The 22,053-nt window shown below is 53.8% G+C and carries 24 protein-coding genes, 1 tRNA gene and 1 other annotated feature; of the genes, 5 read left to right on the top strand and 20 right to left on the bottom strand.

What is annotated here, in order from left to right; genetic code table 11:
• Nucleotides 1-521 (bottom strand): NAD(P)-binding protein (locus tag H6F43_RS19935; protein WP_190344736.1); only part of this gene is annotated, 521 nt, incomplete at its 3' end.
• Between the two features lie 135 nt (nucleotides 522-656).
• Nucleotides 657-1,400 carry a DUF561 domain-containing protein gene (locus H6F43_RS19930; protein ID WP_190344733.1) on the bottom strand — a complete coding sequence of 248 codons (744 nt, stop codon included), beginning with the start codon at nucleotides 1,398-1,400 and terminating at the stop codon, nucleotides 657-659.
• Between the two features lie 135 nt (nucleotides 1,401-1,535).
• Here H6F43_RS19930 and H6F43_RS19925 point away from each other — a divergent pair, with 135 nt between their 5' ends.
• Nucleotides 1,536-2,696, top strand: coding sequence for a pyridoxal phosphate-dependent aminotransferase (locus H6F43_RS19925; protein ID WP_190344742.1), 1,161 nt, complete (start codon nucleotides 1,536-1,538; stop codon nucleotides 2,694-2,696).
• Nucleotides 2,697-2,706: 10 nt separating this feature from the next.
• Here the strand turns inward: H6F43_RS19925 and H6F43_RS19920 are convergent, their stop codons facing one another.
• The 3 genes from H6F43_RS19920 to nfi form a co-directional block, all read right to left on the bottom strand.
• The gene (locus H6F43_RS19920) at nucleotides 2,707-3,276 is read right to left on the bottom strand and encodes a hypothetical protein (RefSeq protein WP_347272446.1); all 570 of its coding nucleotides are present in this window, start codon (nucleotides 3,274-3,276) and stop codon (nucleotides 2,707-2,709) included.
• A 62-nt stretch (nucleotides 3,277-3,338) separates the two neighbouring features.
• On the bottom strand, nucleotides 3,339-3,776 hold the full coding sequence (locus H6F43_RS19915) for a DUF4079 domain-containing protein (RefSeq protein WP_190344731.1): 438 nt from the start codon (nucleotides 3,774-3,776) through the stop codon (nucleotides 3,339-3,341).
• Between the two features lie 19 nt (nucleotides 3,777-3,795).
• Nucleotides 3,796-4,527, bottom strand: coding sequence for a deoxyribonuclease V (gene nfi, locus H6F43_RS19910; RefSeq protein WP_190344729.1), 732 nt, complete (start codon nucleotides 4,525-4,527; stop codon nucleotides 3,796-3,798).
• Between the two features lie 173 nt (nucleotides 4,528-4,700).
• Here nfi and H6F43_RS19905 point away from each other — a divergent pair, with 173 nt between their 5' ends.
• Nucleotides 4,701-7,001 carry a bifunctional serine/threonine-protein kinase/ABC transporter substrate-binding protein gene (locus H6F43_RS19905; RefSeq protein WP_190344727.1) on the top strand — a complete coding sequence of 767 codons (2,301 nt, stop codon included), beginning with the start codon at nucleotides 4,701-4,703 and terminating at the stop codon, nucleotides 6,999-7,001.
• Nucleotides 7,002-7,011: 10 nt separating this feature from the next.
• Here H6F43_RS19905 and H6F43_RS19900 read toward each other — a convergent pair whose 3' ends face one another.
• The 6 genes from H6F43_RS19900 to H6F43_RS19875 all read right to left on the bottom strand — a co-directional run bounded on the left by H6F43_RS19900 (nucleotide 7,012) and on the right by H6F43_RS19875 (nucleotide 12,266).
• Nucleotides 7,012-7,407 carry a hypothetical protein gene (locus H6F43_RS19900; protein WP_190344725.1) on the bottom strand — a complete coding sequence of 132 codons (396 nt, stop codon included), beginning with the start codon at nucleotides 7,405-7,407 and terminating at the stop codon, nucleotides 7,012-7,014.
• Between the two features lie 141 nt (nucleotides 7,408-7,548).
• A complete protein-coding gene (locus H6F43_RS19895; RefSeq protein ID WP_190344723.1) occupies nucleotides 7,549-8,448 on the bottom strand; it encodes an ABC transporter permease in 900 nt (299 codons plus the stop codon).
• A 94-nt stretch (nucleotides 8,449-8,542) separates the two neighbouring features.
• On the bottom strand, nucleotides 8,543-9,085 hold the full coding sequence (locus H6F43_RS19890) for a Uma2 family endonuclease (protein ID WP_190344722.1): 543 nt from the start codon (nucleotides 9,083-9,085) through the stop codon (nucleotides 8,543-8,545).
• Nucleotides 9,086-9,134: 49 nt separating this feature from the next.
• Nucleotides 9,135-10,154 (bottom strand): ABC transporter ATP-binding protein, encoded by a 1,020-nt coding sequence (locus H6F43_RS19885; RefSeq protein WP_190344720.1) that lies wholly within the window; start codon nucleotides 10,152-10,154, stop codon nucleotides 9,135-9,137.
• Between the two features lie 43 nt (nucleotides 10,155-10,197).
• Nucleotides 10,198-11,190 carry a heme o synthase gene (locus tag H6F43_RS19880; RefSeq protein WP_190344718.1) on the bottom strand — a complete coding sequence of 331 codons (993 nt, stop codon included), beginning with the start codon at nucleotides 11,188-11,190 and terminating at the stop codon, nucleotides 10,198-10,200.
• A gap of 119 nt (nucleotides 11,191-11,309) precedes the next feature.
• Nucleotides 11,310-12,266 (bottom strand): heme A synthase, encoded by a 957-nt coding sequence (locus H6F43_RS19875; RefSeq protein ID WP_190344716.1) that lies wholly within the window; start codon nucleotides 12,264-12,266, stop codon nucleotides 11,310-11,312.
• A gap of 515 nt (nucleotides 12,267-12,781) precedes the next feature.
• Here H6F43_RS19875 and H6F43_RS19870 point away from each other — a divergent pair.
• From H6F43_RS19870 to H6F43_RS19860, 3 genes are all read left to right on the top strand, one after another.
• Nucleotides 12,782-13,897 (top strand): cytochrome c oxidase subunit II, encoded by a 1,116-nt coding sequence (locus tag H6F43_RS19870; RefSeq protein WP_190344714.1) that lies wholly within the window; start codon nucleotides 12,782-12,784, stop codon nucleotides 13,895-13,897.
• A gap of 6 nt (nucleotides 13,898-13,903) precedes the next feature.
• Entirely contained in the window at nucleotides 13,904-15,667 is a 1,764-nt protein-coding gene (ctaD, locus tag H6F43_RS19865) for a cytochrome c oxidase subunit I (RefSeq protein WP_190344712.1), read from the top strand.
• Nucleotides 15,668-15,756: 89 nt separating this feature from the next.
• Nucleotides 15,757-16,383 (top strand): heme-copper oxidase subunit III, encoded by a 627-nt coding sequence (locus tag H6F43_RS19860; protein WP_190344710.1) that lies wholly within the window; start codon nucleotides 15,757-15,759, stop codon nucleotides 16,381-16,383.
• A gap of 96 nt (nucleotides 16,384-16,479) precedes the next feature.
• Here the strand turns inward: H6F43_RS19860 and rplL are convergent, their stop codons facing one another.
• The 9 genes from rplL to H6F43_RS19810 all read right to left on the bottom strand — a co-directional run.
• Nucleotides 16,480-16,872: a 50S ribosomal protein L7/L12 gene (gene rplL / locus H6F43_RS19855; RefSeq protein WP_190344708.1), complete on the bottom strand. Its 393-nt coding sequence runs from the start codon at nucleotides 16,870-16,872 to the stop codon at nucleotides 16,480-16,482.
• Between the two features lie 100 nt (nucleotides 16,873-16,972).
• Nucleotides 16,973-17,506 (bottom strand): 50S ribosomal protein L10, encoded by a 534-nt coding sequence (gene rplJ, locus H6F43_RS19850; RefSeq protein WP_190344706.1) that lies wholly within the window; start codon nucleotides 17,504-17,506, stop codon nucleotides 16,973-16,975.
• 53 nt (nucleotides 17,507-17,559) lie between these two features.
• Nucleotides 17,560-17,704, bottom strand: a sequence feature (ribosomal protein L10 leader region).
• A 43-nt stretch (nucleotides 17,705-17,747) separates the two neighbouring features.
• Nucleotides 17,748-18,461, bottom strand: a complete 714-nt coding sequence (gene rplA / locus H6F43_RS19845; protein ID WP_190344704.1) for a 50S ribosomal protein L1 — start codon at nucleotides 18,459-18,461, stop codon at nucleotides 17,748-17,750.
• 55 nt (nucleotides 18,462-18,516) lie between these two features.
• On the bottom strand, nucleotides 18,517-18,942 hold the full coding sequence (gene rplK, locus H6F43_RS19840; RefSeq protein WP_190344702.1) for a 50S ribosomal protein L11: 426 nt from the start codon (nucleotides 18,940-18,942) through the stop codon (nucleotides 18,517-18,519).
• Nucleotides 18,943-18,946: 4 nt separating this feature from the next.
• Nucleotides 18,947-19,576 (bottom strand): transcription termination/antitermination protein NusG, encoded by a 630-nt coding sequence (gene nusG / locus H6F43_RS19835; protein ID WP_190344700.1) that lies wholly within the window; start codon nucleotides 19,574-19,576, stop codon nucleotides 18,947-18,949.
• Entirely contained in the window at nucleotides 19,573-19,797 is a 225-nt protein-coding gene (gene secE, locus H6F43_RS19830; protein WP_190344738.1) for a preprotein translocase subunit SecE, read from the bottom strand. Before secE ends, nusG begins: the two co-directional genes overlap by 4 nt.
• A gap of 216 nt (nucleotides 19,798-20,013) precedes the next feature.
• Nucleotides 20,014-20,086, bottom strand: a tRNA-Trp gene (locus H6F43_RS19825).
• A gap of 108 nt (nucleotides 20,087-20,194) precedes the next feature.
• Nucleotides 20,195-20,557 carry a 50S ribosomal protein L19 gene (gene rplS, locus H6F43_RS19820; protein WP_190344698.1) on the bottom strand — a complete coding sequence of 121 codons (363 nt, stop codon included), beginning with the start codon at nucleotides 20,555-20,557 and terminating at the stop codon, nucleotides 20,195-20,197.
• A gap of 908 nt (nucleotides 20,558-21,465) precedes the next feature.
• Nucleotides 21,466-22,053 (bottom strand): ABC transporter permease (locus tag H6F43_RS19810; RefSeq protein WP_190344695.1); only part of this gene is annotated, 588 nt, incomplete at its 5' end.

Below are 22,053 nucleotides of genomic sequence, written 5' to 3'. Positions count from 1 at the left end.
AACGTGTGTGGCAGCGTCAGCAGCGTATCGGGACGCACAGCTTTCGTCAGTTGCCACAAGTCCCAGACGCTGCGCGGCGGCAGCACCGGATCGCGGGACTGAAACGCCCAACTGTAGCGAAATAGATCCGCCAGCAGTTGCCAGAACGGTTCGCTGCCGGGAAACTGTCGCTGTCGTTCGGCTTTCCAGCGATCGGGATCGCGCCAGACGCCAATCGGCTCGGTTTCACCCGGAAGGTAAACGGCGCAGGCAGGATCGCACGGAGTGGCAGCAGGCAGCTCAATGTCAAGCTCAGAGAAAATACGTTCGTGAATTCCGCCCGGTTCCAGTCCGGCAACCTGCGTCGCGCCGACGTCGAAGGTAAAGCCCTGCCGCTTGAAGGTGGACGCACAGCCTCCAGGCACGATCGCCTGATCCAGCACCAGCACCTCATACCCACGATGGGCGAGCAGCGCTCCAGCGGTTAATCCACCAATTCCAGCTCCAGCTACGACCACGCGAGATTTCGTTCGACTGCTCATTTGCGGCGGCGTTCGTTACGTTTCTTAACACCTCTATCATATCTAGAACTGCTTTAAGAATGCGAGGTTGCCGCAGGGACTCGTCAGCAGAGCGGAGGCGATCGCTGACTAACGCAGCGATCGCCTCGCTAGTCTTTATGCGATCGCTCGCTCTACGGTTGCCAGCGCCTCAACCAGGCTGCGAACGGCAGCAATCATTGCGACTTCGCTGTTTAGTTGATTGATTGCCGATCCCACGCCGACTCCAGACGCACCTGCCGCGATCGCCAAAGGAGCCGTGACGCTAGACAGTCCTGACGCACACAGCACCGGAACGCGAACTGCACGAGCGATCTCGTAGGCAGCGGCGATCGTGGGGGCTGCCTTTTCGATCAAGCCCAGCGTTCCTGCGTGAGCCGGACTGCTGCTGGTGCCGCCCTCGGTTTGAATGATGTCTGCTCCAGCGCTCACGAGTTCCTCCGCCAACTGCACCTGCTGGTCCAGCGGCAGAATGTGCGGCACCGTTACCGATAGCATTGTTGCGGGCAGTCGCGATCGAGTGTTCTGCGTCAGCGCCAGCACGTCTTCTGCCTCAAATCGACGCCCTTGGGCATAGAAGCTATCAAAATTGCCGATTTCAATTAGGTCGGCACCCGCTTCGACTGCCATTACAAACGCTTCTGGCTCGACTGCCGACACGCACACGGGCAGCGTCGTCAGCCCCTTTACCAGGCGGATCAGGTCTGCATCTGCCGCAATATCCACAAACGTTGCACCACCCTGATCGGCGGCTCTCACCGTTGCCGCGACGCGATCGGCGTCGAAGTTGTTCAATCCACTGATAACCTTGAGAGCACGCCCTTGCGCGAGAGCGGTTTGTAGCGTTGAAAGATTAGTCATGACCCTTCTCGTCGAAATTTGTACAGTTTATTATCCGACATTCGCTGGTGGCTGTTAGCGGTTAGCGATTCGGTTTGAGTCCTCGGTATTCTGTTCCTCAGTTCTCACGTATTGCTCGCCATGATTTCTGCTCGAATGCAAGCGGTTCAAACTCCGATTATTCCTGTCGTTGCCGATCTGATCGCTCAAAATCCGGGGACAATTTCGCTGGGGCAGGGGGTTGTGTCCTATGGACCACCCGCAGCGGCGATCGCTCAAATCTCTGATTTTCTTGCAAAGCCGGACAATCACAAGTACCAGTTCATTCAGGGAATTGTGCCGCTGCGTGAGGCGATCGCCGAGAAGCTGAAGGCGGACAATGGGATTGAGATGCAGCAGCGACAGGTGGTCGTCACCGCTGGCAGCAACATGGGATTTCTCAACGCGGTGCTGGCAATTACGAGTCCGGGCGATGAGGTAATTCTGCAAACGCCGTACTACTTCAACCACGAGATGGCAATTACGATGGTGGGCTGTCATCCGGTGCTCGTGGCGACAGATGAGCAGTACCAATTGCGTCCAGACGCGATTCGATCGGCGATCACCGATCGCACGCGCGCTGTGGTGACGATTTCGCCCAACAATCCCACCGGGGTTGTCTACTCGGAAGCCGCTCTGCGCGAGGTCAACGATCTCTGCCGCCAGCGGGGAATTTACCACATCAGCGATGAGGCGTACGAGTACTTCACCTACGACGGCGCAGAGCATTTTTCTCCGGGGGCGATCGCCGACAGCGCCAACCACACGATTTGCCTTTATTCGCTGTCGAAGGCGTATGGGTTTGCCAGTTGGCGCATCGGCTATATGGTGATTCCAGCACACCTGCTCGCTTCGGTAATGAAGATCCAGGATACGAACGTGATTTGTCCAGCGGTCGTGTCGCAGTACGCGGCTCTCGGAGCACTGCAAGCTGGGTCCGACTACTGCCGCAGCCAGTTAGCCGCGATCGTCGAAGTGCGCCAGCAACTGCAAACGGCACTGCAATCAATTTCGCATCTCTGCACGGTTCCGCCTGCCAATGGCGCGTTCTATTTTTTGCCCAAGGTGCATACGCCGTTGTCGTCCATGCAGCTCGTCGATCGCCTGATTCGCGATTACCGCGTCGCGGCCATCCCCGGTTCGGCGTTTGGGCTAGACACGGGCTGCTATTTACGAGTTGCTTACGCTGCCCTGCAAAAAGAAACCGCGATCGAAGGCATCGATCGCCTGATTCGCGGACTCACCGATCTTGTGGAGCCAGCCACAGCCGCTCACTAGCGATCGGCGACTAAAGTGTCATTGCTGTCCAAACTGTCCAAGTATCCACTGCCAGCAGGATAAGAGTGCAGCCCAGCAAAATCAGATACATCCATGGCTGTGACAGCGGACGCACATCTGTCGTATCGATGCCCGTTTGCGCCTGCACTCGCCGCACAAGTTGAGCAAACCCCGCCACTCGCATTGGCAGCAGATACGCCTGCCCTGAGTGACTGAGAAAATAGTAGACGATGCCGCCTTGCCCCGTCGATCGCGGCTTCAGCGCAGTGATGTCGGACCACGGTAGCTCCCAGCCTTTGCGAAAAAAGCGCGGCACCCAGCGGGGATATGCCACCTGGATTCCTTCGGCATCCACGATCACACGCTCGGTCAAGACTGCATAGAGGGCGATCGCGCCTAGCCCAATCCCAACCCATAGCAGCTGCGGCGGAATTCCTGGTCCCGCAACCTGCGACAGAAACGGGAGCGGCACCGTCAGCGCGGCGTAGAGCAGTAACAGCGTCAGACGCACCAGCGGCGATAGACGAAACGTGGACGACTGCTCAGTCGGTTGTCCGATCGCCGAATAATCCTGATTCACTCCCTCAATTTCCCTTAACGTCACGTCGCTAAAGCCAATCGCTATCAGCTTTTACTCCTAGTTTACGGTAAATATTTTTGCACCACGGTCCAGCCAGAAAGCGACACCAAGACAAAGGCAACTAGCAGCGCCAGATTAATGCTGATGTGAAACCCTCGCGCCCAAGGCTGGTTCGGACCAATTTGTGCAGCGCTCCATGCGGAGAGAAACACCAAGTTGACGACCACAATTCCGGCAGGTAAATGCCAGGAGTGCCCCAAGCTGCCAAAGTGCCCCAGTGTGCCCACAATGCCGATCGCCAGCAGCAGCAGCACAAGCGCAACCATGCTGATGCCAACTCCAATGTGGACAGGACGCAACCAGCCTGGATGAGTTTGCCGGCGCGATCGCTGTAATGCTATCCAGCCACCCGATGCTGCCAGCAGCAGATACGCCACGATCGCGAAGCCCATTGACCACGCCGCGATTTTCCAAAGCCAAAGAAAGGAAGGGAGATTCATAGGGAATTTAAAGTCAAAATCAAAGCTCTAGGGTCATTTGCTGCGGTTCTGCAGGCTGGTCGATCGGAGCTTCCGCAGGCTGATCGATCGCGGGACCCGACGCCAGATTGTGCGCCTGACGCGTGGTTTCGGGGAGGCGATATTTTGGGGTGCAGCGCATCACGTAAGCGATCGCGGTGTCCAGGCTAACGCGGTGTCCAGTAGAGATGAAGAGCGGTTTGGTGCCAGGGCGGGTGCGGAGAGCAGCCCCTACGGTTTCGCCTTTGTGCGTCAGCGGTTGCCAACTGCCCCGCTCATCTGGGACGTCGGCATGGCGACCCACGAGGAGAGACTTGGCAACGCCGATCGCGGGAAGATCCGTCAGCAGTCCCAGATGGCAGGCAATCCCGAAGCGGCGTGGATGGGCAATTCCTTGTCCATCGCACAGCAGCAGATCGGGCAGTACGTGGAGTCGCTGCAAGGCGTCGAGTACGGCGGGCACCTCGCGGAACGACAGAAAGCCCGGAATGTACGGAAACTTAGTGGGACGCCGCGCGATCGCCCGGTCTTGCAGCGTTAAATCCTCTAGCTTTAGCACAGCAACAGCGGCGCGAGTCACCGTTCCGTCGTCTTCAAAGCCGACGTCTACGCCTGCTACATAGCGAATCGTGCCAAATTGATCGGTCGTAACAATCTCGCTACGAAGCGATTGCTGAATGACGATCGCCTCTTCAGCTGTAAGGACCCAGGTGTGACGCTGCTGAATCTGCATAACCCAAAACTGTTTAGTAGAGCACTGCCCTCAGAATAGCGAATTGCCAACGGCTAACCGCGAGTCACCAAATTTTGTTGGTTGGCAGCGGCTTCGTTCTGGCACGATCGCGAGCATCGCGGTACAGTCGATAACAACTCCTACTAACCTGGGAGCGCAAAAGACAGCGCTTCATGGATGCCATGCTCGGCAAACTCTTGAGTGCACGATACAAAGTCATCAATGTTCTTGGATCGGGGGGATTCGGTCACACCTACATTGCAGAGGATACTCAGCGTCCCGGTAATCCCTGCTGTGTGCTGAAACACCTTACCTTTGCTAGCACCGATCCGATCGTGCTTCAGCAGGTGCGGCGACTGTTTCGCTCAGAAGCGGAAACGCTGGAGCGACTGGGCAAACACGACCAGATTCCTCGCCTGCTGGCATATTTTGAGGAGAACCGCGAATTCTACCTAGTGCAGGAGTTCATTGAAGGACAGCCGCTAAGCGAAGAAATAGCAGTCGGTCCACGGCTTAACGAGGAGCAGACGATCGCCCTGCTAGAAGACGTGCTGGGCATCCTGGAATTCGTGCATGCAGAGGGCGTGATTCACCGCGACATTAAGCCCGAAAACCTGATTCGGCGACGATCGGACGGCAAGCTGGTGCTGATCGATTTTGGCGCAGTCAAGGCGATCGAGGCGACGGTCGCGGAGGCAACGGGTGAGACTAATCTGAGCCTGCCAGTTTACACCTCTGGCTACAGCGCCAGCGAACAGTGCCTCGGTAGACCGCAGTTCAGCAGCGATCTTTACTCGTTGGGCATGGTGGCAATTCAGGCACTGACTCGGCTGCGTCCCTCCCAGTTTCCGCAGGATTTGAACACGGGCGAGTTGATTTGGCGCGATCACGCAGAAGTCAGCCCTGGACTAGCTACCGTCATTGAGACAATGACCCGCTACCACTTCAATCAGCGCTATCGATCGGTAGCCGATGCGCTTCAGGCACTGCGGCAGCTTCGCTCCTATCCGGGTCAGCAGTTTCGACCCAAGCGCACTCAATCTGATTCGACTGTTCCGCCTCGGGATCGTTCATTTAGTCGCCGACTGCCCTGGCAAGCCGTTCTTGTCACAACTGGAGCAGTAGCCGCGATCGCCGTAGGTGCCGTTTTAGGTCGTGGGCTGTTTATGTCCACTCCCAACCCTTTGCCCACGCAGACGGCAGCCGTCTCGAATTCAATGCAGGCGCGTATCAGTCTGGGAGAGCGATCGCTCAATCCCTGGCAAACGGGCAAAAACACAGCTAAACAAGACGGTGTTGAGCACCTAGCAGTCGGAAATTACGCTCTGGCTGTGGCGAGTCTGAGTGCTGCGCGCCAGGCTGATCCCAGTAATCCAGAAATTCTCATCTACCTCAACAATGCCCGCATCGGTGCCGAAAAGTCCTACAGGCTAGCGGCAGCGGTGCCGTTTGGCGACGATGGCTTTCGCTCTACGCTAGAAATTCTGCGTGGGGTGGCGCAGGCGCAAGACGAAGTGAATCGATCGGGTGGCATTAACGGGGTGCGATTAAAAGTCGCGATCGCTAACGACGACAACCGCCCAGACGTTGCTGAATCCGTGGCAAAAGCGCTGGCAGATGATCCGGAGGTTCTTGGTGTGATTGGACACAGCATCAGCGATGTGTCGATCGCCGCCGCTCCGATCTATCAGGCGCAACAGTTAGTGATGATTTCGCCGCTGAGTTCGGCGGTGCAGTTGTCGAACAGCGGCAGCTACATTTTTCGCACCATGCCCAGCGATCGTGTGACCGCACGGACCCTCGCCAGCTACTTGCTGAATCGACTGAAGCAGCGTCGCGTAGCGGTGTTTTACAACTCCACCAGCACCTACAGCGCGTCCCTGATGACTGAGTTCAAAGACGCATTGTTCTACAACGGTGTCGAGCTAGTCGATGAGTTTGATCTGTCGCGGGCTGATTTTGATGCGGATGATAGCGTCAATCAAGCGATCGCCAAGGGCGCGAAGGCAATTATGCTGGCACCGGACTACCGCACGTCCGATCGAGCCATTCAAGTAGTGCAGGTGAATCGGCGGCGCTTAGCGCTGCTAACGGGCGATAGCATCTACACCTCCAAGCTGCTCAAAATAGCGGGGGGTGAAGCGGTTGGAATGGTGTTGGGAGTTCCAGCGGAGTTAAGTCGATCAACCTTTCAGCAGCGAGCATCTGCTTTGTGGGGTAAGACCACTCCCATTAGCTGGCGAACTGCACTGGCGTACGATGCAGCCCAAGCCCTGATCACCGCTGTTCGCCGCAATCCAACTCGCAACGGAATTCAACGCTTGCTGTCTCAATCAGATTTTTCAGCAGCGGGAGCCGATGGAATAGTAAGTTTCCTGCCATCGGGCGATCGCCATGGCAATGTACGCTTAGTTACGATCTCGCCTCTCAAAGCTGGATCTAAGACGACGTACACCTTTAAGCCGCTACCCTAGCAGCGCATACTTACTTCTGCGGAGTCGTGGCAGTCGGTTGCGCAGGTGCAGCAGCGGGCGTGGCTTGTTGCCCATTCTGCAGCCGCTGCTGCTGCCGAGCCCGAAACGCGGCTGCTTCAGCGTCCAAGCTTTCCCGCTGCTCAGCATTAACTTCTTCCAGAGGACGAGACGGTCCCAGAACTGAGCGGTGAATCAAATCAAAAATGCTGTTCGGCTGCCCACCACCACCGCGATTCGAGAATGGATCGGGGTTGTCCTGAGTTTTAAAGTCCTGTAGGGGATCAATTCTAGTATTTTGGTCGATCGTTTGTGCCTGTGCCGATGACGAGACACCAATCGCCGCCAATCCCACCGCCGCACACAGACCAAGCGCAATCTGAATCGGGATGCCTGTTGTTCTCTTCATAAAATGCCTCTAATCTGCCGCCAAGTGCCACGACCGCTGACTGAATAATTGCTGACTCAATACTATTCCATCTGCTAGAAAATTTGACGAGTCCAGCGCCGCCTTTGGTTCCCTTATTTTAAGGGAAGTAACGGTTTCTGGCTATGCCAGCGATCGTCGCAGGCGCGGCTGAATGCTCAAGAGCGCCACTGCGTCAAAGGCGACCAGAATCAGCAGCGCCAGTCCTAAGCTGACATCTCCCCAAGGAGCGTGCATGACGACGCTATTGAGTGACCAACTGCTGTGCAGGTACACGTAGCGGATTGGCTCGATCGCGTAGCTGAGCGGGTTTAGCGTTGCTACAATCTGCAGCCACGGCGGCATAAACGACAGCGGCACTAGCGCTGTGCTAGCAAACAGCAGTGGCAAGTTGGTCACGAAGATGACCGCGATCAGTTCAATATGCCCTGGCAGCGAGAAGGCAAGCCCCAAGCTCAACGCTGTCACGCCCAGCACCAGCAGCAGCACAATCAGCACGACCAGCCCTAAACCCAACGGATTCGGCAAGCCAGCACCAATCACTGCGCTCATGGCAACGATCGCCGCGGTTTGAACCAGGCTTAATGTGGTAATAAAAATTGCAGAAGCCGCGACGATCGAAAACCGTGACGCCAGCGGGGCAACAAGCAGCCGATTGAGAAAGCCAAACTCGCGATCGAACATCACGGGCAGTCCAGCGTTGAGTGCGCCACCAAACGCAGTAAACACAATCACACCTGCGCCCAAAAACTGACCGTAGCTAACGCTATTGCCAAACAAGCCCTCTGGCGCGTTTTGGAACAGTGCCCCAAACAGAATTAACCACATCACTGGCTGAATGATCCCCGCAATCAAGGTCGAAGGACGACGTTGCAGTTGGATAAACAGGCGGCGGGACAGGGCGATCGTTTCTTGCAAAAAATCGCTTAAGGCAGAGGTCGGCTCAAGCGCTAACTGACGGCTACCAGACGAAGCGGTGGTTGAAATATCTGGCTTTAGAGGCGTAATATTGCTGCTGCTCATTTTGTTATCTCCACTTAACTCTAAGTTACACAACTTTAAGGAAGATTAGTTTTGTTTACTGTTACTGGCTTCACGCTAAAAAACTTGCAGCGCTTTAATCAAATTCAGGTGACCACACTTCCTCAACCGCTAACTGCCATCCTGGAAGCAGGTCGGGCACCGTCAGAACATCGCCATCTTGTAAAACAATCGCCGCTTGACCGAGGCGGTAAACCTCCATTGTTCGAGTTCTCGGATCGACTAAAACGCTGACCTGCGTTCCTAATTCCAAGAATTCTTGAATTTTTTCGCGCAAACTTTTCAACGAATCACTCTTCGATTTGACTTCAAACGTCAGATCGGGCACAACCTGGACATAATTCTCAGAGGAGCGCTTCAACTTATCCGCCCGCACGAAGGAGGCATCCGGAGCACGCACATTACTGTTGGGCAAGATAAATCCAGCGCTAGAAGCTGCAACGCGCCCTAACTTACGCGGTCTCACCCAGTTTGATAGCTGAGCAATAATTGCAGCCGCGACTTCGTCTGACTGGTACCCCGATGGACTCATAACAATAATATTCCCGTCAACTAGCTCCATGCGGTAGTCCGGATACTGCTGCTGCATGTTCTCCAGGTCTTGAACCGTTAGCGACATACGCCTCCTAGCTTCGGGAATAGTTTGATATGAGCCATCGATCGCGCGCCTACCGCATGTTCTGCTTACGCTCCGCTTTCTCGTCGCGGTTTCCCGCTGCGGCAATCTCGGCATCTAGCAACGTCCGACCTGTTGCAGCCAGGTAAACGTCATCTAAGCTGGGGCGCGATTGAGCGATGCCAAACGTGGGCAATCCCGCCGCCTGTAGCGCAGTTTGGATGGTCGAAAGCGCTTCGCTCTGGGGAGCAACAACAAGATTCAGCGAGTTTCCCTGAGCGCTATTGATGATGACTTCCTGCACGGAAGGAATCGACTGAAGCAGCATCTTTGCTTTTTCGGCTTCCTCGATCGGCGCAAACTCTCGAATCCGCAGCGTAATTCGATCGCCCCCAAGGTTATTTTTCAGGTCGGATGGCTTGCCTGCTGCAATCACGGTGCCACGATCGATAATGGCAACGCGGTCTGCTAGCGCGTCGATTTCTTCGAGATAGTGGCTGGTAATCAGTACAGTGGTTCCCTGCGATCGTAGCTGCCGCAAAAAGTCCCATACGACGAGTCGGCTTTCGATGTCGAGTCCGACGGTGGGTTCATCTAGCACTAGCACATCGGGCTGGTGCAGAAGCCCAGCCGCCAAATCTAAGCGCTTCTTGAGACCGCCGGAGTAGGTGCCCGTTTTTTTGTCGGCGTATTCTTGCAGTCCCAGCAGCGACAGCATCGTGTTGATGCGATCGGGCGCGATCGATCGGGGCAGATGGTAGATCGCTGCTTGCAGTTGCAGCAGTTCTCGCCCTGTCAGCACCTTGTCCGGTGCGACTTCTTGAGACACATAGCCCAGTCGCTGACGTGCCAACCGGGGATTCGCCGTCACCGAAATTCCAGAAATCTCTACTCGTCCAGCATCTGGTTCCGCCAGCGTGCAGAGACAGCGCAGCGTCGTCGTCTTGCCCGCGCCGTTAGGACCTAGCAAACCGAAGATTTCTCCCGGTTCGACCTGCAAGGATACGTCCTTCACCGCTTCTACCGAACCGTAGCGCTTTTGCAGCTTTTCAATCAAAACCGCAGGAGCCATAAGCCACTCCTCCTTAACCTAGTGATACAACCCAACCTCTATTCTAAAATGTCAGGATTTTCTCAAACGGCGCCGCGCTCAGAAAGGTTTCAACATTTTGCGTTAGCCCGTGGGTAAGCTGGTGCATCACTGGAAGACTATCCAATGCCATGCCGGTACACAGCAGCATGAGATAGAGAATCGAGAATTTGAACACCGATCGCGCCACCTGTAAATCTGAGGGAGCTTGCACAAGCTGCCACGCCTTCTGGACAAACACTGCCCCTAGCAGCAGCGCGATCGCCGCATAAACAATCCCCATGACGTGCAGCGGATACACCAACAGCAGCGTTACCGGGATCAGCAGCAGTGTATAGGCAAAGATTTGACGGGCAGTGGATTCGTTTCCTTCTACCACGGGCAGCATCGGAACGCCCACTTTGGCGTAGTCTTCTCGAATCATCACCGCTAGCGCCCAAAAGTGCGGCGGCGTCCATAAGAAAATAATGGCAAACAGCACCCAAGCCGCCCAACTTAAATCGCCCGTGACGGCTGCCCAACCCACAAGCGGCGGAATTGCGCCCGCTGCACCACCGATGACAATGTTTAGCGTGCTGTGCCGCTTCAGCCAGTGGGTGTAGATCAGGACGTAGAAGACGATGCCAGACATCGCCAGACAAGCGCTTAGTACATTTGCAAACACTGCCAGCAGCGTAAAGGAAACTACCGTCAGGGCGATCGCAAATATGAGCGCATGAGGCGGCAGCACACGACCCGAGGGCAAAGGCCGATGGCGCGTCCGCTCCATGATGTAGTCAATATCGCGATCGTACAGGCAGTTAATCGTGTTGGCGGCACCAGCCGCACACGCCCCACTGGTTAACGTTGCCAGCAGCAGCACAGGGTTTACCTGTCCATCCGCTGCAATCCACATACTGCCTGCTGTCGTAATCAGCAGCAGCAGAATAATGCGGGGCTTGGTGAGTTGGTAGTAGCTCTGAAGAACTTGAAGAGCGTTGTCGTGTTTGCGAGGAGCAGTCAGTAAAGTTTCTTGCATTCGTAAAAATTTCCTCAACAAATGAGGTCATTAGTAATCAGTGGTCAGCTTTTTTAGTTATTAGCTTCTGGTGATGGCCGAGTTCCTATTAACAACTAAAATAAGCGACTAAAAATCCTTTAGGCAGGCTGACGATCGACCGTTGTCGAGGATTTGATGAGCCCCGATGATTGAGCTGAGGTAGGGACATCTCGCAGCGCTAGCACCGCAAACGCCACGAGAGTTCCGAGGAGAGCCGCACCGATCACCTGATGCGCTACAGTTAGGGGCTCCACTTGCAGGCGGAGTTTAAACGTCGCCACGCCCAGCACAATCTGGAGCACAACCAATCCGCCTGCTAGATTCGCCAGCCTGCGAAGGGCAGGATGTAGTGCAGGTGTGCGCCACGACAACACGACGAGTGCGACGATCGCCAGCGTCGGCGGCACAACTCCCACAAGGTGGCTGTTCATTACTGCACACAGCCGGGACGTACTTAAGCATTGGTGCAGCGCCCATTGAGAACCGACCAGCGCTCCCAAAATGCTTTGCAGGTAAACCAGGATGGCAGCGACTAAGCCAACCCAGGAGAGCTTGCCAACCGTTCCGGTGCCTCGATAGGGCGTTAGGCACACACCGATCGTCAGCAGCGTCACGAAAAACAGCAGCGCGGTTCCTAAGTGAGCCGTAACGAGGTCAAACCGCAGCAGTTCTGTCACGGTCAGCCCGCCCAGAACGCCTTGAACAATTACCAATCCCAAAGCCAAGCTGCACGCCCAAGGCACCCAGTTAGGTACGGAGCGGCGGTACCACCACGCCATCGCTGCCAGCGCGATCGCAAACAGCCCGATCGAGGACGCTGCCAGCCGATGAAACCATTCTAGAAAAACTTCGAGGTTCATCTGTTGCTGCGGAACCAGTTCGCCGTAGCAAAGGGGCCAATCGGGGCAAGCGAGTCCAGCATTCATCACACGAGTAGCACTGCCAACCGCCATCAGAAACAGCGTTTCTACCGCCATTCCTAGCGCAAAGCGGCGGATGCGTTCCTGCGGGTTTAATTGCCCAGCGGCAGAGTGATGGAGGGCAACATCAGCCATTCGCTTAACCTTCTACGCAAAATTACTTAACTCAACATTGAGCACTTGCTCACCTCGAACCTAGCACTATCGTTACGAATTGTGCTGATGATCGCGAAGTTCATTTACTACTTTAGTAACGCTGCCCCTAGGAGTTAGGAGGCTTAGGTTTTTCTTTGGATTAAGCAATTGGAGCACCGCATTATCTTTACAAAAAGTCACATAACTTTAGAATATCGTGAGGACGTGTTTTAACGTAGCCGCATCCGCTCAAATGGACATCTATCACGTGAAGGATGGGCGATTTCTGTCGGAGTGACTACGCTAGAGGCGAGCGACCGATCCTGAAGAAATTCCTAAGGATGACAAACGGTCACTCTGTTTTTGAGGACGCTGGGATACCGTGTAAGGGTATACAGGGTTTCCTGAAAGCATTGGATAACAATTGAGGTTATCCGAAGAACGTGTTTCCTCTCCCTAGCCTCAACGTTTACCATCGCTACTTGCTGTAAATCCTGAGTTTTAGGCAGATTGCTGTGAACATTCCAAGCTCCATTACAACCCTGCTGGCTGGTATTGTTCTGACCCTAGTCAGTTTGTGGTACGGGCAGAATCATGGGTTATTGCCAGTCCAAGCCTCTCAAGAAGCCCCGTTGATTGACGGGCTGTTCAATCTAATGATGACGATCGGCACCGGGCTGTTTCTGCTGGTCATTGGAGTGCTCGTGTTTTCGGCATTTCGATTTCGCCAGCGCCCCGGTGATGACACAGACGGTCCCCCAGTGCACGGCAACATTCCTCTGGAGATTCTCTGGACTTCGATTCCGGCTGTAATTGTTCTGGGACTTGCGGTCTATAGCTTCGAGGTCTACAACGCGATCGGTGGGTTGAACCCAATGGATCACTCGGTGGCACACGGTCCCGCTCAGCATCAGATGGCAGCGATGCCCGGTGCAGCGATCGCGGCTACCTTGGACGAACCCCCGGCTGCTGTGTCCGAAGGTCAGACTCGCAATCAGGAGATGTCGGACCAGGTGAACCAAGACCCAGTGACGGATGCAGTGCGGACCGATCTACCGCAGAAAAAAGACGCACCCACGCTGGGAACTGTCTCGCCACGGATTGGCGCGACTCCTGACAAGAGCGGTCGACCTCCAGCCCTGACAGTTAGCGCAACAGGGATGCAGTATGCCTGGATCTTTACGTATCCTGACAGTGGAGTTGTGTCGGCTGAACTGCACCTTCCGGTTGGACGTGAAGTGCTACTCAATATTTCTGCCAATGATGTGCTACATGCCTTTTGGGTGCCGGAGTACCGCCTGAAGCAAGACGCGGTTCCTGGTCGCCAAACCGAACTTCGCTTCACCCCATCACTAGTGGGTGAGTACCCCGTAATCTGTGCGGAACTGTGCGGTCCCTATCACGGTGTCATGAAGACCAAGGTGATTGCTGAATCGCCTGCGGACTACACAGCCTGGATCGATAGCCAGAAAGTAGCAAGCGCTCAAGGATTGGATGGGGCGATCGCCACGAATCCAGCCGAGCAGTCCCCCGACGAATTCTTGGCTCCGTTCGTCTCGGAACTGGGCGTGGATGCCAACGTACTCAGCCAGATTCAGTCTCCCGCCCACGCTCACCCTTCTGCAAGCTAGCAACTTATGACTCAAGCACAGCTTCAAGAAACGGCTAACGAAGCGGCGCGTGGCTCAGAGCCGGCCCGCAACAACTGGCGCAAATACTTTAGCTTTAGTACGGATCACAAGGTAATTGGCATTCAGTACCTTGTGACGACGTACATTTTTTATCTGATTGGCGGCACGTTAGCGACTGCTGTTCGCACTGAACTGGCAACGCCGGCATCGGATTTTGTCAGCCCAGAAGTGTACAACAGCTTGTTCACCGTCCATGCCACGGTGATGATCTTCCTGTGGATCGTTCCTGGAGCGACTGGAGGATTTGGGAATTACCTGATTCCCCTACTGATTGGCGCACGAGACATGGCGTTTCCCCGACTGAACGCGCTTGCTTTCTGGATGATTCCACCTGCTGGAATTCTGCTGCTGGCAAGCTTTCTGGTCGGCGCACCCGAAGCAGGATGGACTTCGTATCCACCCTTGAGTTTGGTGGCTGGCAAGTTTGGGGAAGGCATCTGGATCATGAGCGTGCTGGTCCTGGGAACCTCGTCGATCTTGGCAGCGGTGAACTTCATCGTGACGATCGTCAAAATGCGAGTGCCCGGTATGGGCTTCAATCAGATGCCGCTGTTCTGCTGGTCGATGTTGGCGACCTCGGCGCTGGCGCTGATCGCGACTCCAGTTCTGGCAGGGGCGCTGATTCTACTAGCATTTGATTTGATCGTGGGCACGTCGTTCTTTAATCCCACGGGCGGTGGGGACCCGATCGTTTACCAGCACATGTTCTGGTTTTACTCGCACCCCGCCGTTTACATCATGATCCTGCCGATCTTTGGCATGATCTCAGAAATTCTGCCAGTGCACTCCCGCAAGCCAGTTTTTGGCTACAAGGCGATCGCTTACTCCAGCCTTGCAATTAGCTTTTTGGGGCTGATCGTTTGGGCACACCATATGTTTACGAGTGGTACCCCTGCGTGGCTGCGGATGTTTTTCATGATCACGACAATGGTCATCGCCGTGCCCACAGGGATCAAAGTGTTTAGCTGGCTAGCAACAATCTGGGGCGGTAAGCTGCGCCTGAACAGCGCCATGCTGTTTGCGATGGGCTTTGTGTCTATGTTTGTGATTGGCGGCATCAGCGGCGTCATGGTTGCAGCGGTTCCGTTTGATATTCACGTGCACGACACTTACTTCATCGTGGCGCACCTGCACTATGTGCTATTTGGTGGCAGCGTCTTTGGTCTCTATGCTGGTTTCTACCACTGGTTCCCGAAGATGACGGGACGAATGCTAGACGAAACCTGGGGTAAGATTCATTTTTGGATGAATTTGATCGGATTTAATCTCGCATTCATGCCCATGCACAAGCTGGGACTGGAAGGGATGAACCGACGCATTGCCGAGTACGATCCCAAATTTGCCACGCTGAACTTAATCTGCTCGATCGGTGCGTACATCCTGGCAGTCTCCACGATTCCTTTCATCGTTAACGTTGGTTGGAGTTGGCTGTATGGACCTAAAGCGGGCGACAACCCCTGGAACGGTCTGACGCTGGAGTGGATGACGACCTCCCCACCGCCTGTGGAAAACTTTGAGGCTGACCCCGTTCTAGCGACGGGTCCCTACGACTACGGTATGGGCAATCGCGCAACGCAAGTCGATGTGCCGCTGTCTGACCCAGACGATCCCGCGCTTTCGGCTGGTCCAAGCTCTACACTACGAGCAAAGGCAGATCCTGCGGTCGCAGTTAGCCCGGACGATCGACAAGGAGAAAGCCACAATCGGTAGACAGTTATTAGTCGTTAGTTGTTAGCTATAAGATCGCATGGCTGACAACTAATCGCTAATCGCTAATAACCCTTAAGCCATTGGAGATTATGACAGGTTCAACGCTTGATCCCACAAAAACTGCCCTGAATCATCACCACGAGGAGGCGACGGTCGAGGCTCACCACGTTGAGCATCCAGACTTTCGAATTCTCGGTATCATCGTGTTCTTGATTGCTGAGGGCATGATTTTTCTAGGGCTGTTTATCGCCTATTTAACCTTCCGTGCCGTTACTCCGGTATGGCCTCCCGAAGGCACACCTCGGTTGGAGTTGCTGCTGCCAGGGATCAACACCATCATTCTGATCTCTAGCAGCTTTGTGATTCACAATGCCGATACGGCGATTAAGAAGAATGACGTGAAAGGGCTGCGGACCTGGTTTGGATTAACGGCTCTAATGGGCGCAGTGTTTCTAGTCGGACAGATCTATGAATACTTCCACTTAGAGTTTGGACTGAAAACCAACCTGTTTGCTAGCACCTTCTATGTTTTGACAGGATTTCACGGACTGCACGTTTGCTTTGGTCTGGTGCTGATTTTGGCGGTGCTGGCACGATCACTCAAAGCCGAACACTACAGCAGCGAACATCACTTCGGCGTAGAAGCCGCTGAAATCTACTGGCACTTTGTTGATGTTGTCTGGATCTTCCTGTTTCTGCTGCTTTATATTCTGTAAATTCTGTAGGTCTATTCAAGCAAAAATAAAACGGGGCGCGATTCGCGCCCCGTTTTATTAGTTTATTAGTCAACTAATAATAGCTACCAGAGCTAATTACTTGATGCTGACCTTCGCACCAGCTTCCTCTAGCTGTTTCTTGGCGTCTTCTGCGTCTCCCTTCGCAACGCCTTCTTTGACTGCCTTGGGTGCAGCTTCCACCAAATCTTTGGCTTCTTTCAGTCCCAGACCTGTTAACGTACGTACCACTTTCAGGATGGCAATCTTCTTGTCGGCTGGCACTTCTTCTAGCTGAACCGTGAATTCGGTTTGCTCTTCTTCAGGTTCAGCCGCTGCTGCTGCACCCGCTGGAGCGGCGAGCGCAAAACCAGCCGCTGGAGCTGCGGCGCTAACGCCGAATGCTTCCTCGATTTGCTTCACTAACTCTGCCGCTTCCAGCAAAGTCAGCGACTTTAATTTATCCAAAATGTCATCAGTTGTTGCGGACATGAGTTTATCTCCTAAGAGGGAATCAGTGTTGAGTCTGTGTTGAGTCTTGAGTGTCAAGCCGCGGACCGTCTACCTAATAGCTAACAGCTAGTAGAAGATGTTAAGCAGCCTCTTTGTCTTTGTCGGCAACTGCTTGAATTGCTCGCGCCAGCGATGCCGGAACTTGGTCAATGCTGACTGCAAGCTTGGTAGCTACACCGTTAATTGCGCCTGCAATTTGAGCGATCAATTGCTCCTTGGACGGTAGATCGGCGATCGCTTTCACATCAGCTTCGCTCAGCGCCCGACCTTCCATGACGCCGCCGCGAACTTCAGTTTTCTTACTGACTCTTTGAAAGTCTTGATAAGCTTTCAGTGCGCCACTGACGTCATCTTTAATCAGCATGAAAGCGGAGGAGTCGGACAGGAACTGAGTTACAGGTTCCCATGTCTCGTTTCCTTCTACAGCAATCCGCATCAGCGTGTTTTTTGTCACCTTGCACACCGAGCCTGTCGGCATCAACCGGTTCCGCAAATCCGTGATCTCGGCAACGGTCAATCCTTTGTAGTTGATTACAACTGCCAATTGAGACTGAGCTAGCGTGTCTTTCAGTTCTGCGACGATCGCCTGTTTGTTTTCTAGCGTTCTACCCATACGTTTTCACCTCCTTAATTGGGACGAAACAACAAGCTTGGTTGCCCTCGGTCGAAGCCAGTAAAAAACCCCGGGCACATTGCCGGGGTCACAAGCACGCTTCGGGTTCCTAACAGAGTAGGGAAAAGCGTCTGTGAAACCTCGGCAGGGAATTAAGCATTGAGCACCTGCTGTCTCTGGCTTCGGTATTCTATTGGGGCAATTCTAAACGGTTAAACTCTCCTTGAGAGCACGAAAGCGTCTAAGCCGCTTCACCGAACTTAAAGTCGCGCAGGGCGTTGATGTCAAGCTCGATTGAGGGTCCCATCGTAGCAGATACGAACATCGTGCGCCAGTAGCGACCTTTGGCACCAGAGGGACGATTGCGATCGATCGTTTCTTGCAGCGCCTTCAGGTTAATCAGTAAATCCTCTGCAGGAAAGGCAGTTTTGCCGAACAGGACGTGAACAATTCCCGTACGATCGGCGCGAAACTCCAGCTTACCCGCTTTGAATTCAGAGATCGCCTGAGGCAAGTCAAACGTGACAGTTCCACCCTTAGGCGACGGCATCAAACCGCGAGGACCCAGCAGCTTACCCAGCCTCGCCACCTGCGGCATCACATCCGGCGTTGCAATTAGCAGATCAAAGTCCATCATGCCTTTTTGGATCTGCTCAATCAGCTCTTCGGAACCAGCAATGTCCGCGCCTGCATTCGTTGCCTCCGTTACCTTTTCGCCTCGCGCGATCACGGCAACCCGGATGGCTTGTCCAGTCCCCTTCGGCAGAGCAACGGTTGTTCTTAGCTGCTGATCAGTATATTTGGGATCAATTCCAAGTCGGATATGCGCTTCTGCGGACTCAGGAAATTTTGCAGTAGCGGTTTCCTTAAGAAGCTCAAGGGCTTCGATCGGTCCGTAGGGCCGCTCTTCGACCTTGTTTTGAAGTTCTTGAAGTCTTCGAGATAGTTTTTTCATGATTGCTTTCTCCTGGGGTTCCAACGAGGAATCGCCTCTCCCCCAACTAGTGTGGTTATTCTTTGACCGTCACACCCATATTGCGGGCAGTGCCTTCAACAATTCGCATGGCTGCTTCGATGTCATTAGCATTGAGATCGGGCATCTTGGTTTGAGCAATTTCCCGCAGTTGATCGCGACTGATTGAGCCAACTTTTTTACGATTTGGCTCACCAGATCCCTTATCCAACCCAGCCGCTTTTGCAATCAGCCTAGAGGCAGGAGGAGTCTTGAGGATAAAGGTGAAACTGCGATCCTCAAACACCGAAATTTCAACCGGGATAATCATCCCAACTTGGTCAGCCGTTCTTGCGTTGTACTCCTTACAAAACATCATAATGTTGACCCCATGCTGACCCAATGCAGGACCAACCGGGGGGGCTGGGTTAGCTTTTCCCGCAGGAAGCGCTAACTTAATCATCGCAACTACTTTCTTTGCCATCGTCCTAGCTCTGTTTCTGAATCTGATTAAACTCCAACTCTACAGGGGTGTCGCGTCCAAAGATCGAGAGCAGTGCTTTCAGCTTGCTGCGCTCTGGACTCACCTCGATCACCTCACCCTCAAAATCTTTGAACGGACCAGAGAGCACCAAAATCTTGTCTCCGGGAGCCATGTCGATTTTGATCACAGGCTCTTGCTCTTGCGTCTGCTTGAAGATGCGCTCGACCTCAGCATTGCCCAAGGGCATTGGCTTCACGTGTCCACGCCCTCGCCCGTAGCGCCGTTTCTGCTCCGCGCCAACAAAGTTGATAACGTTTGGCGTGTTCTTTACGACCTGCCACGTTTCGTCGTCCATCACCATTTTGATCAAGACGTAGCCAGGAAAGACCTTCTCTTCAGTATTCTGGCGACTTCCATCTTTGCGGAGTTTAACAGCGGGAGTCTGAGGAATTTCAACTTGAACAATCCGGTTAGCTACATCAAGCGTCTGAACCCGCTGCTCTAAGTTCGTTTTGACGCGCTTCTCACAGCCAGAGGCAACTTGAACTGCATACCAATGGGCGCCCTCACGAGGAGCAGCGTCCTCGCCGTATGCCTGCAAATCATTAAGAGATTCGTCTGATGTAAACGTCATCCAAATACCTGCTGAGCTACCCAAGCGAAGAAGTTATCGACCAGATAGATGAGCGTCGCTGACAGCGTAACCATCAGCATTACGGCAATGGATTCGCTGATTAGCTGCTGGCGACTGGGCCAAACGACCTTATCCAACTCTTCCTTCGTTTCCTTGAAGAAATCGCTCGGATTAAAGCCAGGTTTGGCTTCCTGCAATGCTGCTTCGTCTTTTTTCGCCACCGTTTCTCTCCCGTCTAGATGCTGCGATCGCTCATGACTCAGACACTCATCAACCAAACAGAGCCTCTCACGCAGTGCGCAAGTTCTGCACCTACTACTTTAGCTCGACTTTGACAGAATCGAAGCGCGCCGCCATAAACGACGGCAGCACCTTATAAAGCCGCTGCCCAGCAACCTTTGTGCCTGAGACTGGACCATGCCACAAAATCGATTCAGCGCGCCCTGGAGGACTCGAACCCCCGACATCAGGTTTTGGAGACCTGCGTTCTACCAACTGAACTAAGAGCGCACATGCCGAATCGTCAATGCCGCATTTACCAGTGTATCAGCTTGTAGTGCTGAAATAGCCATGAGCCGCTAGGATTGCCATCAATGACAACCCTAACCGAACCTAGGACTACAGAGCACGATCGAACCGCTGCTTCAGGCGAGTTGCCTTGCCGACGCGATCGCGGAGGTAATAGAGCTTCGCTCGGCGCACTTTGCCTCGGCGCAGCACCTTGATGCTCTCAATTCGAGGAGAGTGGACCAAAAACACCCGCTCTACGCCAACCCCTTGAAAGGTTTTTCGAACGGTGATGGTCTGGTTAATACTGGCTCCTCGCTTGGCAATCACCACGCCCTCATAGGGCTGAGTGCGCTCTTTGCCACCCTCTTGGATGATCACACCAACTCTAACCGTATCCCCGATGTGAATGATGGGGAGATTCGACTTTATCTGTTCCGCTTCGATCGAGCGGATAATCTCTTGGGCGTGCATAGGTTTGGCGCAAACTCACGGTCTACAAATGTAGCATAAGCAAGCGATTTAAGTCCAGAAAATATTTAGATTTATAGCTAAGGCACTTAGCATGATGGATCGTGAAGGCATTTCTGTGGCATGGCATGGACGGTTGCACACGCCGCTAGGCGACGCGATCGAGGTCCTACCTTTTTGCATATCTGTAACATGCAGTTGCTATAAATGCATCAGCAAGCCTCTTTACTGAGGAGACTAAAAATGTCGTCATTCATTGGTCATAGTTTGGCAGGATTAACTACATACGCAGCAACTCAGCCATTGCAGACGGACCAACCCAATGAAACAACGTTTAGCAATCAGCGCTGGTTAATTTGGCTGCTTGTAATTGCTTCGCTACCGGACATTGACTACCTCATTCCAACTCTGAGATTGCAACACGCTGGTCAAACTTTAAGAACTACTCATTCATTAATAGGGGTAATTCTAGTGCCAGCCTGCACCATACTTGTGCTTTGGCTATTAGGCAAGCGAGGGCGTAGCCTCAAAGTTCAAAGTCTACAGTTAATCTTGGTAGGTCTGTCTCATCTGGTGCTAGATTTACTGGTTGGAGTCTTTCCGCTACCGTTGCTCTACCCGTTCAGTGAACAGGTTTTTAGGCTTCCCTTTGGGCTGCTACCCAGTGCTGGACGAATCCAGTTGACTAACTATTTCTTCTACCGAAATCTTTTGATTGAACTTGGTGTTTTAGTCCCTCTATCGGTCAGCTTGCTGCTCAGTATTCGAGATTCTACAAGATCGCGCACACGCTTATTCAGCATTGCAGCAGGATTAATAATTTCAGGTTGCTTTATGCGTTGGTCAGCTACATTGACCCGGTAGTCGCGACCGTTATAAAGCGCGAAATAATTATGGTTTGTAATTCACCATTATTCCTGCCGGATTGCGGTTGAAATATTCATCTGACTAAGGCGAAAGGCGGGGTAAAGTCCGGCAAGCAGAGCTGCCACGATCGCCACCAGTAGCGCCTGCCAAAAATAGCGTCCTTCCAGCGCCATCTGTAGCGTCCAGCCGAACGATCGCACGTTGATGACGTAAATCAAAATCCACGCCAGCGCAAATCCCAGCGGCATCGCGAACACGCCCGCCATCGTGCCCATGAGTCCAGTTTCCAGCAGCGTCAGAGCACCCAGTTGGCGCGGCGTCATACCCGTGGAGCGTAGGATGCCCAGCTCGCGTGTGCGTTCGAGTTGCAGGCTCATCAACGTGCTTAGCACGCCAATAAACGCCACAACTACAGCGAGCAATCGTAGCGCATTAGTAATGGCAAACGTGCGATCGAAAATTTCTAGCGATCCCTGCCGCAAACTGCGATTCGACTGCACTGACAAACTCTGCTGCCCTTTGAAGCGATCGCGAATCGCCTGCACGGTATCCTCTACAGAGACATTCGGCGCGATAAACAGACCCAGCGACGCGATGCGATCGTCGTGCCAGTAGCGATTGTAGAGGTCGTT

Origin of the sequence: Leptolyngbya sp. FACHB-36 (genome assembly GCF_014695955.1) — a bacterium.
Lineage (GTDB): Bacteria > Cyanobacteriota > Cyanobacteriia > Leptolyngbyales > Leptolyngbyaceae > FACHB-36.
Note: the sequence above shows the minus strand (reverse complement) of the source record. Positions and strands in the feature narration are given on the sequence as shown.